15 protein-coding genes and 1 pseudogene are annotated in these 16,122 nt (G+C 46.0%); 14 read left to right on the forward strand and 2 right to left on the reverse strand.

Going from position 1 to position 16,122, the window contains the following annotated elements; all coding sequences use genetic code 11:
- Nucleotides 1–133 precede the first annotated feature (133 nt).
- The 11 genes and pseudogenes from OEZ43_04505 (at nt 134) to argH (ending at nt 9,989) form a co-directional block, all read left to right on the forward strand.
- Complete coding sequence (locus OEZ43_04505; protein MDH5544830.1) at nt 134–598, forward strand: hypothetical protein; 465 nt, start codon at nt 134–136, stop codon at nt 596–598.
- Nucleotides 599–992: 394 nt separating this feature from the next.
- On the forward strand, nt 993–2,210 hold the full coding sequence (gene sat / locus OEZ43_04510; protein MDH5544831.1) for a sulfate adenylyltransferase: 1,218 nt from the start codon (nt 993–995) through the stop codon (nt 2,208–2,210).
- Nucleotides 2,211–2,296: 86 nt separating this feature from the next.
- Nucleotides 2,297–3,120 (forward strand): annotated as a pseudogene (locus OEZ43_04515) (adenylyl-sulfate reductase).
- Nucleotides 3,121–3,163: 43 nt separating this feature from the next.
- Nucleotides 3,164–3,646, forward strand: coding sequence for an adenylyl-sulfate reductase subunit beta (gene aprB, locus OEZ43_04520; protein MDH5544832.1), 483 nt, complete (start codon nt 3,164–3,166; stop codon nt 3,644–3,646).
- The gene (gene aprA, locus OEZ43_04525) at nt 3,646–5,511 is read left to right on the forward strand and encodes an adenylyl-sulfate reductase subunit alpha (GenBank protein ID MDH5544833.1); all 1,866 of its coding nucleotides are present in this window, start codon (nt 3,646–3,648) and stop codon (nt 5,509–5,511) included. The genes aprB and aprA overlap by 1 nt, the downstream gene beginning before the upstream one ends.
- A gap of 165 nt (nt 5,512–5,676) precedes the next feature.
- Nucleotides 5,677–6,045, forward strand: coding sequence for a hypothetical protein (locus OEZ43_04530; GenBank protein ID MDH5544834.1), 369 nt, complete (start codon nt 5,677–5,679; stop codon nt 6,043–6,045).
- Nucleotides 6,046–6,118: 73 nt separating this feature from the next.
- The gene (locus OEZ43_04535; protein ID MDH5544835.1) at nt 6,119–6,631 is read left to right on the forward strand and encodes a peptidylprolyl isomerase; all 513 of its coding nucleotides are present in this window, start codon (nt 6,119–6,121) and stop codon (nt 6,629–6,631) included.
- 12 nt (nt 6,632–6,643) lie between these two features.
- On the forward strand, nt 6,644–7,057 hold the full coding sequence (locus OEZ43_04540; GenBank protein MDH5544836.1) for an HIT family protein: 414 nt from the start codon (nt 6,644–6,646) through the stop codon (nt 7,055–7,057).
- An 82-nt stretch (nt 7,058–7,139) separates the two neighbouring features.
- Nucleotides 7,140–7,301 (forward strand): hypothetical protein, encoded by a 162-nt coding sequence (locus OEZ43_04545; protein MDH5544837.1) that lies wholly within the window; start codon nt 7,140–7,142, stop codon nt 7,299–7,301.
- 147 nt (nt 7,302–7,448) lie between these two features.
- Nucleotides 7,449–8,525 carry a DUF4931 domain-containing protein gene (locus tag OEZ43_04550; protein MDH5544838.1) on the forward strand — a complete coding sequence of 359 codons (1,077 nt, stop codon included), beginning with the start codon at nt 7,449–7,451 and terminating at the stop codon, nt 8,523–8,525.
- A 72-nt stretch (nt 8,526–8,597) separates the two neighbouring features.
- Nucleotides 8,598–9,989, forward strand: coding sequence for an argininosuccinate lyase (gene argH, locus OEZ43_04555; protein ID MDH5544839.1), 1,392 nt, complete (start codon nt 8,598–8,600; stop codon nt 9,987–9,989).
- 36 nt (nt 9,990–10,025) lie between these two features.
- On the opposite strand, the gene OEZ43_04560 is transcribed toward argH, so the two are convergent.
- On the reverse strand, nt 10,026–10,856 hold the full coding sequence (locus OEZ43_04560; GenBank protein ID MDH5544840.1) for a diguanylate cyclase: 831 nt from the start codon (nt 10,854–10,856) through the stop codon (nt 10,026–10,028).
- Nucleotides 10,857–11,146: 290 nt separating this feature from the next.
- Between OEZ43_04560 and OEZ43_04565 the strand changes: the two genes are divergently transcribed.
- Nucleotides 11,147–13,960, forward strand: a complete 2,814-nt coding sequence (locus tag OEZ43_04565) for a class I adenylate cyclase (protein MDH5544841.1) — start codon at nt 11,147–11,149, stop codon at nt 13,958–13,960.
- 146 nt (nt 13,961–14,106) lie between these two features.
- Here the strand turns inward: OEZ43_04565 and OEZ43_04570 are convergent, their stop codons facing one another.
- Entirely contained in the window at nt 14,107–14,634 is a 528-nt protein-coding gene (locus tag OEZ43_04570; protein ID MDH5544842.1) for an alpha/beta hydrolase, read from the reverse strand.
- A gap of 89 nt (nt 14,635–14,723) precedes the next feature.
- Between OEZ43_04570 and OEZ43_04575 the strand changes: the two genes are divergently transcribed.
- Together OEZ43_04575 and lysA are read left to right on the forward strand one after the other, a co-directional pair.
- A complete protein-coding gene (locus OEZ43_04575; protein ID MDH5544843.1) occupies nt 14,724–14,867 on the forward strand; it encodes a lipopeptide precursor in 144 nt (47 codons plus the stop codon).
- 4 nt (nt 14,868–14,871) lie between these two features.
- The gene (gene lysA / locus OEZ43_04580; protein MDH5544844.1) at nt 14,872–16,122 is read left to right on the forward strand and encodes a diaminopimelate decarboxylase; all 1,251 of its coding nucleotides are present in this window, start codon (nt 14,872–14,874) and stop codon (nt 16,120–16,122) included.

Consider the following 16,122-nt stretch of genomic DNA (forward strand, 5'->3'; position numbering starts at 1 on the left):
ACTCATCAAATAAATTAATTGAATGACATAATAAAATACAATGGCCAAAGTGTTTAACTTTTAAGGATACTGGCCTATATTACTTATGAAATTGAAGGTCTTATATAAGTGAGTGTTAATTTAGGAGTTGGCGATGGACTTATGTGTGCTCGAAGAAGAAATGTTTAAATCCTTGTCCATGACTGATGATGCGAAGAAGGCGTTAGCGCAAGTCATACACATCAGTGCTTATCAGGGTGAGGAGTCGCAGGTACGGGATTCTGGTAAAGACGAAGTAGAAATCAAGCTATATCTAAAAGATAAAAATCTTTTTGGCCGTACATTTCCTTACTATTGCTTCTGCTTTGGCAGCGTTGCTGGAAAAGGTGTCAGCGAATGTATTGAAATTCCTGCCGCTAGATTTCTGTTGGCCTTGCAGCGTATGGTTCATACCTATGCGTCAGATCGCTTGTCAGCAGATGAAAGTTTCTCCAGTTGGGGCGCGCGCAAGGGAACACCGTTTTTCACAGAGCTATTGGAAGGTATCGTGCTTGTAGGCCCTGAGGATATGCATGAACTGATCGAGCACTTGCAGGAAAATCTGCAGCTGATTTCCTGATAACGTTACCACACACAAGTTTTTCTGCCTTGTTGAGTATCGTGTCAACAAGGCAGCGAAGGCAGTTTCTTCCTCAAAAAAATCCCGATAGCATCAAATTTATTATTACAGCCGCGCTTTCATCGCTAGTTTCTCGTGCGTGAGTTTCCTTTATTTGCGTAGCTTATGAGTTGGCGCAAATTGGGGTTCCGCTGGAGTTAGCTATACTGACCGCCAGCGTGTTAATGATTACTTATATTAATTCAGCTTATTCTGATCAAAATATTTATTTCTTTTTTTATAAAAAGAAAACAGTTATCGTAGCGCACCATATGACGGGGTAACCCGTTAGAATTTTCGGGTTAGGACAACCGAGTCTGGCAGTAAATTCCAATTCTTATATGGATGGGGCGGTATGACAAAATTGGTAGAGCCGCATGGTGGAACGGAATTAAAGCCACTTCTTCTTACCGGTGATGCACTGGCGAAGGAGAAGGATAGGGCGCAAGGCCTTATGCAGGTTCCTGTTTCATCGCGTGAGGTTGGCGACCTCATTATGATGGGTATAGGCGGTTTCACGCCGCTGGATGGATTTATGACACATGCCGATTGGCAAGGCGTGTGCGACGGAATGCGAACAACAAGTGGCCTATTCTGGCCCATTCCTATCACATTATCTGTAGATGCAAATACGGCATCGTCTATCTCCGAAGGCATGGATATCGCGCTGGTTGATCCAGAGCGCAATGAAATCATGGCCACGATGTCGGTGACTGAAAAATATACTATCGATAAATTTCACGAAGCCATGCAGGTTTATAAGACGACGGATATAGAGCATCCCGGCGTCAAAATGGTGATGGAGCAAGGTGAGTTTAATCTTGCTGGTCCGGTGAAGGTTTTATCGCAAGGTGAATTTCCAGAGAAATATGGTGATCAATTTTTGACGCCACAACAGACCCGTGATTTGTTTCAGTCAAAGGGTTGGTCGACAATTGCGGCATTTCAAACGCGAAATCCCATGCATCGTTCTCACGAATATCTAGCCAAGATTGCGATTGAAACCTGCGATGGTGTTTTAATCCATTCTTTATTAGGTAAGCTCAAGCCAGGCGATATTCCTGCCGAAGTGCGTGCCGATGCAATTGAAACCCTAATCGAGAACTATTTTGTCAAAGACACCGTGGTTCAGGCGGGTTATCCGCTGGACATGCGTTATGCAGGGCCACGCGAAGCGTTATTGCATGCGTTATTTAGACAGAATTACGGATGTTCTCATCTGATAGTCGGGCGTGACCACGCCGGTGTTGGTGATTACTACGGGCCTTTCGATGCTCATCATATCTTCGATGAAATTCCGGCTGATGCCTTATTAACTAAGCCGTTAAAAATTGACTGGACATTCTGGTGTGACAAATGTGGTGGTATGGCTTCTATGCGTACCTGTCCTCATAGTGCCGAGGATCGTCTTCTTCTTTCAGGTACAAAGTTACGTAAGGCTTTGTCTGAGGGAACTGAGGTGCCAGAAAATTTCAGTCGACCTGAGGTTTTGCAAATTCTTCGCAAATACTATGGTAGCTTGGCCGACGACGAAAAAGTGGAAGTCAAGTTGTCGGGACATTCTGCAAAATAAGTTTTTTGATAACGGTACACAGGTGATTTAATGCGCCTGTGCGCCGGTTAATAATGACGGTAATCAATTAGGAGAGAGTATCCGAAATGCTGACCACCAACCCATTCACAGAGTTGTTCACCGTAATCTCACCAACAGTAATGCAAATATTCCTATTAGTAATGGTTGCATTTGTTGTGCTTGGGACGATCTTCGATATTGTGCATAAGCAAAGCGCAAAATATTTCTTCGAAAACGCCAAAAAGGCGGAAGCTAGCCGTAAGCGAACGGTGAGCAGTGGGGAAAAAATGGGTCTTGCTGTTGCAACGATTGCGAACGAAGTACTGACCTCAGGAGAATTCTGCAATCCCAAGCGTCGCTTGTCTCACCTGATGCTTATGTACGGTACTATCATTTTCATCGTGTCGACAGTTGCCCTGGTCTTTGCTTTCCCTGCATCCAAAGCCCCAGATATATGGCCCATGCTATGGCACGCAGGTGCTATCTCTGTAATGGTGGGTGCTACTGGTTCTGGTTTTCAATCCGTGTAGACGTCTCAGCTGAAGGTGCTAAGTGGTATCAGCTAAAGCGCGCAGATTTGTTCATTGTTTCACTGTTGGGCACTACGACGTTCGCCATTGCATGGTCGGCTACAGGCTCAATGGTACTTTTCGGTCTGTTTATTCTTTCAGCGATCGTCTTGTTCGGCGGCGTTCCCTGGTCTAAGTTCGCGCATATGTTTTTCAAACCTGCTGCGGCTCTTCAGAAGCGCGTTACCAAAGCAGATGGTTCAAGAGAAAATCTTCCTGCAGATTATGATTTGTCAGATCCACAAGTGCATGCGAGATACCCGGACGTCCCAACCTATATGGGTAAGAATCCTCCCAATATGGGCCTTGGTATAAAGCGCGAGCAGCCCAAACACTACTAAATCTTTAGTAGATAACCGAATTCGATATTAGAGGGGAATTACTATGCCTACCTTTGTATATATGACACGCTGTGATGGTTGCGGCCATTGTGTTGACATCTGTCCTTCGGACATCATGCACATAGATAAAACGACACGTCGCGCATACAACATTGAACCTAACATGTGTTGGGAATGTTATTCATGTGTTAAAGCCTGTCCACATCATGCGATTGACGTGCGCGGCTATGCTGACTTCGCGCCACTGGGACACTCGGTTCGCGTAAAGCGCGACGAAGAGAAAGGTGTTATTGCGTGGCGTATCAAGTTCCGCAATGGCAAGAAAGATATGGACCTTTTGGCGCCGATTACTACCAAGCCATGGGGTAAGCATATTCCACAACTTAAGCAGGTGCAGGGCCCAAGTCAGGAAATGAGAGACAGCCAGTTGTTGTATAACGAGCCTAAGTACATCCGCATGGATGATGGTGATATACACACGCTCAAGTCTAACGGCCTGAAAATGAAATTAGGGGTGCACTACTAATGGCTAAAACTATCGTTGAAGACAATATTGATATCCTGGTGTGCGGCGCGGGCCTCGGTGGAACCGGCGCAGCGTTCGAAGCCAGATATTGGGGGCAAAACAAAAAGATTGTTATTGCTGAAAAAGCAAACATCGACCGTTCTGGTGCGGTAGCACAAGGTTTGTACGCGATTAACTGTTACATGGGTACGCGCTTTGGCGAAAACAATCCAGAAGATCACGTCCGTTATGCACGTATCGACTTGATGGGCATGGTGCGTGAAGACTTGTTGTTTGACATGGCACGCCACGTTGACTCTGCTGTTCACCAATTCGAAGAGTGGGGCTTACCGCTGATGAGAGACCCTAAGAAGGGTTCTTATCTTCGTGAAGGTCGTTGGCAGATCATGATTCACGGTGAGTCTTACAAACCTATCGTAGCAGAAGCGGCCAAGAAATCTGCGGACAAGGTATTTAACCGTATCTGTGTTACGCACCTTTTGATGGACGAGTCCAAGGAAAACCGCGTTGCAGGTGCTGTTGGATTTAACGTTCGTACAGGTGACTATCACGTATTCAAATCCAAGGCGGTTATCGTTGCCGCTGGTGGTGCGTCGAATATCTTTAAACCACGTTCAGTAGGTGAAGGTGCAGGTCGTGTATGGTACGCACCTTGGTCATCTGGTTCTGCCTACGGTCTATTGATCGGCGCAGGCGCAAAAATGACTCAGATGGAAAACCGTATCGTACTGGCTCGTTTTAAAGATGGTTATGGTCCAGTCGGTGCCTACTTCCTCCATCTCAAGACCTATACGCAAAACGCCTACGGCGAAGAGTATGAGTCCAAGTGGTTCCCTGAGCTACAAAAGATGGTGGGTAAGGAATATCTGGATCCGGAAGTTTCTCACAGAACACATCGTCCAATACCAACCTGTCTGCGTAACCACGCGTTGATCAATGAGGTCAATGCAGGTCGCGGTCCTATACACATGGTTACTATGGAGGCGTTCCAGGATCCGCATCTCGAAGAGATCGGCTGGCACAACTTCTTGGGTATGACGGTTGGTCAGGCTGTTCTTTGGGCGGCTACCGATGTGGATCCGAAGAACGAAAATCCAGAACTGACAACATCTGAGCCTTATGTTATGGGTTCACACGCCACGGGTTGTGGAGCCTGGTGTTCAGGTCCAGAAGACTTATCTCCACCGGAATACTATTGGGGCTATAACCGTATGACTACGGTTGAAGGTCTATTCGGTGCCGGTGATGCGGTAGGTGGTACGCCACACGCATTCTCTTCCGGTTCATTTACTGAAGGTCGTATTGCAGCGAAAGCCGCATGTAAATACATCGACGACGGTAAGGCCGAAGGCATTGTGGTATCCAGCAAGCAGATCAACGCCCGTAAGGAAGAGATCTTTAAGCCCATGGATCACTACAAAACCTACCGCAACGAGATTACTGCCGGTTCGGTCAGTCCTAACTACATCAATCCACGCCAGGGCCTGGATAGACTTCAGAAGTTGATGGATGAGTACTGTGGTGGCCAAACGGTTAACTACATGACTAACGACAAACTTCTGAATATGGGTCTGAAGAAGATGACCATCCTGGAAGAAGATTTGGAGAAACTCGCGGCAGCTGACGTACATGAACTGATGCGCGCTTGGGAACTTAAGCACCGTCACCGTACTTCTGAAGCTGTTTTCCATCATACCCTGTTCCGTGAGGAAACACGTTGGCCGGGTTATTACTACCGTGGGGACGTGTTGAAGGTTGATGATGAAAACTGGCACGTGTTGACCGTTTCCCGTCGTGATCCAAAGACTGGTGAGTACGTTATGGAGAAAGCTCCGTTGTACCACATCGTCGAGGAAAACGAATAAGCGATGTCCTGATACACTAGAGCACCAGCAACCTTTTGACACTTGTGAGGTTGCTGGTGTTTTTAGCTTTAAGCGTAATTGATTATATAAAGTAGTAAACAAATTATGGAAACAACAGTAGAAGTCCCTGTATCGAAAAAATCTAAGGCAGACAAAGCGGTCGTTATGGCAAAACAGACCACGTCAAATATCATCGATTTGCCTGATGAAGAGTTATTGCCTATCGCGCATGAAATGTGGGGTGAGTTGGTTAAGTACTCGAACAAAGGTCAATATGGCAAATTTGTACGCCGGTTTTCCTACAACCTGCTTTTCGGGCTCAATGAAGTTGAAATGGGAAAACAATTTGCTCAAAGCGAATTGACGCGCAGTCTCGACTCTAATTTTGATTTTCTTGGAACGATACGTCGCGGTGAGCATGTAACCGTTTTGTATCGGGTGCGCAGCACGAAGAAAGAAGGTGAGTGGCTGGGCCGTATGGTTATCGGCTACGAAGAAGGTGAAGTCAGAATTTTTGGTGCATCAGTTTTCTGATCGATATCGTAATTCGTGATGTTCTATTTTTCATTTTTTAGTATTGAAATCGAAGTATAAAATGACGCAGTTAATTACAGAAGTTATAGGTAATCACAAGTACGTTGAATTGATGTACAAAGTTATCGATAAAAAATCCGCATCGGTACTTACCGAAGTGGAATTTCCCATTGGTTATGTCCATGGAGTTACGGAAGCGCTTGCGCCTGCGGTGACCGCCGAACTGGAAGGTAAGTGCGCGGGAGATACGATAGAGGTACCGATAGACTGTAATGATTTATATGGTCCACGAGATGAAAATCTGGTGCTTGTTGAAGCCATAGAGAACGTTCCGGAAGAATATCGTGAAGTGGGTATGTCTATCCTGATGGAAAACGAAAGCGGCGTTACCAAAACCTTTATTGTGACCAGGGTGGACGATCGATCTGTCACCATTGATGGTAATAATCCGTTGTGTGGTCGTGAAGTTATCTTTAGCCTGGAAATCAAAACAGTTCGTGACGCTACGGAAGAAGAAATCGAATATGGCGGTAAGGTAGAAGAAGTGCCAGACGTTAAAGGCACCGTCAAAGTGCCTATGCAGTAATTGGTAAGTACGATGTCAGGCGAAGAGCAAGCACCGAAGAAAAGAGACCCAAACAATCCTTGTCTTTTTTGCAAGGATCCCCGTGGGGTAACACTCGAAAATGAATTGGCCTATAGCGCTCGTGATAGTTTTGCGGTAAGTCCTGGGCATACGCTGGTGATTCCTCGCCGACACGTCGCCAGTTTTTTTGAGCTTACGCCTGACGAAATCAATGCATGCATGGATTTAATTGCGCGGGAACGTGAGTCGATAGATAAAGAGTTTAAGCCCGATGGCTACAATATTGGTGTCAATATTGGTCAGGCCGCAGGACAGAGTATTTTTCACGTGCATATTCACATCATTCCTCGATACAAGGGAGATGTTGAAAATCCACAGGGTGGAGTAAGGCACGTGATACCGAAAAATGCGCATTACACGCGCTAACTAGAGATTATTGGTCAGCGAATCGGGAGCGGCTGACAAACTATTATGAGTTCTCCCGTTCAACTATTGAGGAGTGATAATTATGAGCGACGCACCTAAAGGCAGACCTAAAGTTCCTGATGGTCACGCACGTTTTGTGACTACCCGTCAAAAAGCGCCCAACGCCAAGGGCTTTGTCGGCTATGACACAACCTGGGAACCACGCCAGAAAACTGTTGAATATACAACGCCAAAAAAACCATAACTTAAGTAGCCGCGTAACTTATTTGTTGCGCGGCTATTTATGTTTCCATCTTTAAACTGCCTTTTTAGTCGTGGCGGTTTCTGTTCCTCTCCCTTTCTGTATACTTGGTAAATTACGAATCATTTCTCAATACACGGGAGTATTGTGATGACCCAGGCAAGTGAAGACGAAGTTCGCGAAATCCGTATCAATCCAATCGTTCCAACAGAATCAGTTCTGGTATCTACAGCCAGAGGCATGCGACCTAAAAAAGCCGAAGAACTCTATCAACCAGATAAACGCGAACTGGTCGAAACCTGTCCATTTTGTCGAGGCAATGAACATAAGACCCCCCCGCAGATTACTGCGTATCCTGAAAAAGGGAATTGGGATATTCGAATAGTTGAAAATTTATTTCCAGTGCTTGCGGATAAGGGTGCAAAGCCAAATTTCAGTTTTGGATTGCAGCAGGCGATCGACGGCTATGGACGCCACGAAGTGGTCATCGATCACCATAACCATGGTATTGCCGTACACGAAATGTCCATCGAACATTTGAGCCAAATGTTCTGTCTCTATCAACGACGGATACGCGAGCTTTACGCATCAGATGAAAGACTGCGTTGTGTACTGCTTTTTAAAAACTATGGTCCTGCTGCCGGCGGCAGTATTCCGCATACTCATAGCCAGATTATTGCTATGCCTGTAGTGCCGCAAAATATTGAAGCGGAAGTTACACATAGTGCACAACATTACCAAAAGCATCACCAATGTATATTTTGTACTCTGATCGACGAAGCTTTGAGTTATGAAGCCACGATTTATGACAAGAGTTCAGGTGAAGTGCGTCGTAAGATTAATGTCGGTCAATACGTTGTCGAGCGAGGTGAACACTTTATTGCGATTAAGCCCTTTGCGAGTCGATACGAGTGGGAAGTCCACATATTACCGCTCGTTCATCAGGCAGATTTTTTAGATGCTGACGCGGCTCTGCTCAAGGACTTTGCTGAGGTATTGAAAAATACCATGACGCGGCTGGATAAAGTGGTTGGCGGGGTTCAATACAATTTCTTTCTTCATAGCCTGCCAAGAATTTCCGATGACAAGGACTTTCATCAGAGCTATCACTGGCATCTGGAAATTTGTCCGCGTACTTCGATACCGACCGGATTTGAATTGGGGTCAGGTTTATTCGTCAACACCATCGCACCCGAAATTGCCGCAAAGGCGCTGCGTGGAGCATAGGGCTGTTTCCTTGCTTTGCCCGAAATGGGGTATACTCCGCCGCTTTAGTGTCAATTCACGGATATTCTGTTAATGAGCGATAAAACACCGGTTGCCAAGCCCTGGGGAGGCCGATTTACCGAGCCTACTGACGTTTTCGTCGAGGCATTTACTGCCTCGGTTACCTTTGATCAGCGTATGTACGCTCAGGATATTGCGGGATCAATCGCACACGCTACGATGCTGGCCAAGGTTGGTGTGTTGACAGGTGAAGAACGTGACGCCATCGTTTCGGGCCTGAAAGAGATTGAACAAGAGATCGAACGAGGCGAATTTACCTGGTCAGTCAGCCTGGAAGATGTACATATGAATATCGAGGCCCGTTTGACGACGAAAATCGGTAATGCCGGAAAGAAACTTCATACAGGGCGCTCTCGCAATGACCAGGTAGCAACCGATATGCGCCTGTATTTGCGCGATGAGATCGACGAGATTGTAAAGCAATTGTCGCGTCTTCAATCGACATTGGTAGATATCGCGGAACGGGAAGCTGATACCATTTTGCCTGGTTTTACCCATCTACAGGTCGCTCAACCGATCAGCTTTGGTCATCATATGTTGGCCTGGTTCGAGATGCTGGTCCGTGATGCTGAGCGATTGCAGGACTGCCGCAAGCGTGTAAATGTCATGCCACTGGGTGCCGCTGCGCTGGCGGGGACGACTTATCCGATTGATCGCCACTATACAGCTCAGTTACTGGGCTTTGACTGTCCGACCGAAAACTCGCTCGACTCGGTCAGTGACCGGGATTTTATAATTGAATTTAATTTTGTATCCACATTGATAATGACCCATCTCTCCCGCTTTTCTGAGGAGTTGATCATATGGGTTTCGCAACAGTTTGATTTTATTGAGCTTGGCGACCGTTTCTGTACTGGTTCGTCTATCATGCCCCAAAAGAAAAATCCGGATGTCCCCGAGTTGATTCGCGGTAAAAGTGGACGTGTGGTTGGTAATCTCATCAGCTTGATTACGTTGATGAAGGGGCAGCCACTGGCATATAACAAAGACAATCAGGAAGACAAGGAGCCGTTGTTCGACAGTATAGACACGCTTAAAGCTTCACTACGGGTGTTTGCTGACATGATGGGCAGTCTCAAAGTCAAAAAAGAAAATATGCTCAAGGCGGCCAAGGCCGGTTTTTCAACGGCCACCGATCTTGCTGACTATTTAGTTCGCAAAGGAGTCCCTTTTCGTGATGCACATGAGGTCGTCGGAAAAGCCGTACGCCTGGGTGTAGACACACGTCGAGATCTAGCGGAAATGAAGTTGGAAGAACTTCAGAAATTCAGTAAGTTGATTGAACAAGATGTGTTTACTGTGTTGGCGCCGTCTGGGTCGGCTGCAGCCCGTGACCATTTCGGTGGTACTGCGCCGTCACAGGTTCGCCAGGCAGTTCAACGAGCACGTAAGCGCTTGGCGTAATATCTCTGTTTTAGTCTTCCCCAGCAGAGTAGATGCCTAGGCAGTCGCCACCCTACCGTCGGCGGCATCCTGTGCCTTTTCAATTAACCGGTTGATATCGTCGCCTTTTTCCCATTCAACTATGCCTATCTTGGCGTCAACCTTTACCGTTAAATTGGGCGTGTCCGGGAGGCTGAGCTGTTGCAGGCGGGCCAATATCTTTCTGGCAATACTTTGCGCGTCGTCTAAACCGGTTTCGGGTAAAACAAGGGTGAACTCCCGGGTATTTGTGCGACCAACAAGGTCTACCCAACGTAATTGGTCACGTAAATAGTAACCAACACCTTTTAATACATGCTCTGTTACCGCGGAAACGGTTCTGTCCGATGAGGCGAATTTTTCTATCTCAAGAACAATAAGTGCCAATGGATTCCCATAGCGCCGGCTGCGCGAAACTTGTGGTTCTAATCCCTGCAGCAGCGCGCGACGATTTAAGACTCCTGTAATCGGATCGCTGGTGGAAGTGTTGTCTAACTGATCGGAGAGCGATTTGTTAGCCGCCTTTAGCTGGACCAATTCACTGCTGTCTGAGAAATAATGCGCAGTAAATCCGGGGGATAGCTCCTGTTGTACCTGAATAAGCCAGCGTTCACTGTCTTGTAAAGGTTGAGGAATTCGCCAGACGTGTCGTGTGTTAGATGATGGAATTAAAAAATCAGCCTCTATGCTTGAGAATTCCTGTCCAATCAATCTGTCTCCGTCGACACTTAAAAAACCCTGCATAGTCTTATTGATCCAGAATATGCGGTTATCTGTATCCGTGATGATGACACCAGACGGCAATAATTCTAAAGCTGTAGTTGATAAAGACGGCTCGAGCGATTTCATAAGACCTTCTTTTAACTTGCTGTAATCTATTCGTGGAAATTTTATAGTTTTCATTGGTGTAATGCACTTACAGTGCCAGTATTATTTGTCGTGGTTTTTACTACCGGCCTTGAGCGCTGTTTTACTAAAGATTTCAGCCTTAAAAAACGATAGCTTATAGGGACCTGGAACACCCGAATTTTCTCTTTTTTTCGCTTATATGCACATTAAAGCAAGGTGTATAGGCGCAGGTTTGTATTGCCACAAAATCGTGGTTAGACGCCAAATGTTTATGGAGAATCGACAAGAACATGTCGCAGGATGCACAGTGGATTAACGATGTACGACAACGTTTCGTATCGCTAAACCAACAGCGAATAGAACGTTGCATATCCATTATGCAGCCTAAACAAAAAGATTTTCTGGAACTACTCCCCCTTCTCTTTCACATAAACAACATTTCTTTACCAGGATATGTCGGTCCCGACACGCCTCATGGTGTTTCAGCCTATGCTTTAGAAGAAAAAACATTGGTTCTTGCCAGACGTTTGTGGCGAGGTTTTGATGTGCAAAAACGGGCGCAATGGTCTTTTGCGATTGATTCGATTTTCTTGATGGGTAGCGTGGGTAGTATCGCGTTTTCCAACAAGAGCGATTTTGATGTCTGGCTTTGCTACAACCCCGCAATAAAAGAAAACAAACTTGATAGTCTGCAGAAAAAGGCGACTGCTATCGAAAACTGGGCCGAAGAGCTTGGGCTTGAAGTGCATTTCTTTCTGATGAATGCGAATGAGTTTAAAGAGGGAAAGCTAGTTGATCTTTCCACCGAAAGTAGTGGAAGTGCGCAACACAGACTACTGTTGGATGAATTTTATCGAACCGGCGTGTGGGTTGCGGGCAAGCATCCGTTTTGGTGGTTTATCCCAGTTGAAAACGAGCATGATTATGAATCTCTAAAAGCCAAATATCTAAAAGATGAATTGCTTGATGAACAGGAATGTGTTGATTTCGGAGGGCTACCAAATATCCCAGCAGAAGAATTTTTAGGTGCCGCTGTTTGGCAGCTTAACAAAGCTATCGATTCTCCTTACAAATCATTGTTGAAAATTACTCTAATGGAAGCGTATGCCAGTGACTACCCAAATGGCGCTACGTTATCGTCCTTGTTTAAGCGAGAAGTTCATAATGGGAATACTGACCTGAATACGCTTGATCCGTATATTATGTTGATGCGTTATCTTGAACAATATATTGGTCGGGAAAATGAAAAAGGCAGACTGGAGCTTGTTAGGATAAGTTTTTATTTTAAAGTCGGAATTGCGCTATCGCAGATGTCGACGCAGATGAAAAAAGATTGGCGCGAAAAAATGCTGCGTGAAACTACCTTCTCGTGGGGATGGACTGACGTGATTTGTCATCGTCTGGACACGTACAAAGATTGGCGTATCGATGATGTGATAAAAGCGCGCCAGCCATTGGTTGACAATTTGACCAAAAGTTATATGTTGCTGTCTGACTTTGCACGAAAAATGAACAAAGAGTCCTTGATCAAGCAGCGTGATCTGACCATTCTTGGGCGTAAGCTTTACGCGGTCTATGATAAAAAGCCTGGAAAGATTGAAATTGTTAGTCACGGGTTTAAGACGAATATTAGTGAAGAGTTGGTTACTTTTCTTCAAGCGAAAGGAAAGAGCGGCGATCGTTGGCTGCTCTATCGTGGAAAGGTAACAGGTGCAGATTTCAAGGATTTTAAGCCATTGAAGACGACTTCGTGCTTAGTGGAATTGATGGTCTGGGCCTACTTTAACAGAGTTGTGAATCTTGAAACCCGAAAGATGTTGTATGCGCCAGGTTGCGATATGAAGAATTCCGTATTGCATACGCTACTCGAAGACATTAGCCACTTATGCAAGAATCCACAAAACTTTTCCGCTGACAGCGACGTGTTGAAATATTCCCCCTACGTTAAGGAGACACGGTTCTATATCAATATTGGGCGTATTCCGCGCATGGTCGGAGAGAAAATAGAAAAGGAAATAATATCCGGGGGATTGGATGTGCTCAAATACGGATCTATGGATGACAGTCTCGTGTCCTCCATGGAGTTTGTCTATACGACAAGTTGGAACGAAGTCTATGTAATGCAGTATGAGGAGATGGAAGGGATTTTTCATTTCTTCTGTGATTTTCTAAATTTCTGCCTGGATAAGGACGGCAATAAGAGTCGTCACCCTTTGTCGATTCCTGAGTTTTGTACGGTAGCCTCTCATTTCGGTCACATCATTAACCGTCGTGTAGAGAGTCTGGTGCGGCATGCCTATGAGTTTTTCTTTGAAAAAGATAACAATGAGCGTGGGATATTTGTGACTGAAGCGGCGAAAAATATCTTTGTAGTTGAACGCAAGGAGAAAAAATTCACCGCGCAGCGCTTTAGCTCGCTATCGCAGTTGGTGGCCTTTATGAGTATGCCGGTAAACCACTTTCGCGGGGCATGCATAGACGAGCAGTCGTTGAATTCGCAGCCTTTGCGCAGTATTCTCGAAATGAACGAGCCTGGAAAAGTGCAAGTTTTCTATGAGAAAGGTAAGAAGGGGAGTGCGGTGTGGATACTTGACGAAAACGGCGCACTTTCGGTGCAGCAGTATGAGGGAGTAGATACCTTTGGATTGTTGCATGACTATTACCAATTTATTGCCGATTCACTAAAGCACTACGCGTGTAAAAATGATGAAGAAAGCGAAATAGAGCGAGAATTTCTGCATCGAGAAAATGAGCTTCTTGGCTTCTATAATATGAAAAAAGAAGGATTAAAATTCAAAATTACTGAAATGGATTTGATGAACCTGCGGCATGCCCAAATACCGTATGATCTGCTTGCTCATGGAGATTTGAGAAAAGGAAAAACGGTTTTCAAATTTACGTTCAAAGGGCAGGAACTGAGCTCGGCAGAATTAGGCTCAAAAGTATTTGACGAAGTACGCAAGCAAGTCGGCGTCGAAGGAAAGATATCTATTACGCGCATGGTATTAAGTCCAGAATTAATGAATCTGAAGAAAGGCCAGAAACCAAGTATTCAACATCTCTTGAACTACAAGAAGCGCATTGAAGAAAAACTAAATAAATAGATTTCACTTGAATTCTATTGTTTCAGTATCTTTTTTAGCCAATCACGAATATCGTTAATCTGTTGCGTATGTATGCTATGAGGCATAGGGTACTCGCGCCATTCCACCGAATAGCCGGCCGCCGTTAGCGAGCTTTGTGATTGTTTTCAAAGCGCCAACGGTACTACAGGATCGTATACGCCGTGCATTAACATTATCGGGGTGTTGCGGTTGGCGGGATGACCGAAGTTCCCGGATTCCTGGCGCGCCAGGTAAGAGGATAGGACAAGTATGCCTTTAAGTGTCTTACCGTAATGCAGCCCGGTTTGTAGTGCGATTACGCCTCCCTGCGAGAATCCCGCGAGTACCACCGATCTGTTTTGAGAAAGCTCCTTGTCGACAAGGCCATTGATTCTTTCGGCGCTTTCCTTGATTCCCGCTAAATCCTGGTAGCGTCCCAGATCCGGATTGTCTATGTCGTACCATCCGCGCATGACCATGCCATTGTTAATGGTAATTGGGCGTCGCGGTGCATGAGGGAAAACAAATCGTACGCCGAGGGTCTTATCCAGTCCAAGTTCTTCGGCGATCGGAACAAAATCGTTACCATCGGCCCCCAGTCCATGTAGCCAGATAATACTGGTTTGGACGTTTGCAGCGGTATCGATGGTGATGGCTTCCATTAGTTCGGACATGTTCGATTTCTGACCTATCGTTAAATTGCGGCTATTGTTAAACTATCGCCCCTTGAATTCAAGCCAGACAAGCTGGTCGAGAAATAGTGGTGAGCAAACTGTTAAAAATGCTAGTGCTGATTTTGTTGTTTGCGCTGACAAGCAATGCCTGCGGACATAAAGGCGAATTGTATTTACCGGCCTCGGCAGAAAAGCAAAACACGACGAAACAGAAAAAATTACATCAGGAATAGTAGTATGGATCATTTTGAATATCGTGACGGTGAGTTGTATGCGGAATCGGTGAAAGTGGCCGATATAGCCCGTAATGTGGGGACTCCTTGCTATATTTATTCTCGCGCGACATTTGAACGACACTGGCATGCGTTTAGTGACAGCCTCAAACGACATCGCCACCTGGTGTGTTATGCCGTAAAAGCCAACTCTAATCTGGCCGTGTTGAACCTGTTGGCTCGCCTGGGCTCCGGCTTTGATATCGTGTCCGGCGGTGAATTGTTTCGCGTCATCAAAGCGGGCGGTGATCCCGGGAAAACGGTTTTTTCTGGTGTTGGTAAAACGGCTCAGGAAATGCGCTATGCCCTCGAACAGGGTATCCATTGTTTCAATCTTGAATCGATAGACGAGCTGAATCGTCTGGATGCGGTAGCGGCTGAGTTAGGTGTTAAAGCACCGGTTGCCGTTCGAGTGAATCCTGATGTCGATGCCAAGACTCATCCATATATTTCTACAGGCCTGAAAGAAAACAAATTTGGTATTGATATCAAACGCGCGGTGGACGTGTATAGACGTGCAGCGGCTAGCGAACATCTGTCGATCAAAGGCGTTGCCTGTCATATCGGTTCACAATTGACCACACTTAGCCCCTTTCTTGATGCGCTTGATCGGGTGTTGGCATTGATCGATGAATTGAAGGCACAAGGTATCACTATCCAGCACATCGATCTGGGCGGCGGCCTGGGTGTGCGCTATCGCGATGAAAAACCACCCTTACCGTCCGAATATGCCGATGCCATCGATCAGCGTCTGGGGGATAGAAAGTTATCTATACATATCGAGCCTGGACGTGCGATAGCGGCGAATGCGGGAATTCTCGTGACAAATGTGGAGTTTCTTAAGCATGGTTCGGATAAGAATTTCGCCGTTATAGACGCTGCAATGAACGATTTAATGCGTCCGTCCTTATACGGTGCCTGGCAGGAAATTATCCCCGTAGTGCAAAGCTCAGCGCATGAGAAGCAGACATATGACGTGGTTGGTCCCGTCTGCGAAACGGGCGATTTCCTGGGTAAGGATCGCTTGCTTGGCATTGCGCCTGGTGATTTGCTTGCAGTGCGTTCTGCCGGCGCATATGGGTTTAGCATGAGTTCGAATTACAACTCTCGCCCACGTGTTGCTGAGGTTATGGTTGACGGCGCAGGGTTTCATATTATCCGCCAACGCGAAACGCTGGAAGACATCGTTAAAGGCGAGGCCTTGTTGCCCGAATAG

The organism is Gammaproteobacteria bacterium (assembly GCA_029881255.1).
GTDB lineage: Bacteria > Pseudomonadota > Gammaproteobacteria > S012-40 > S012-40 > JAOUMY01.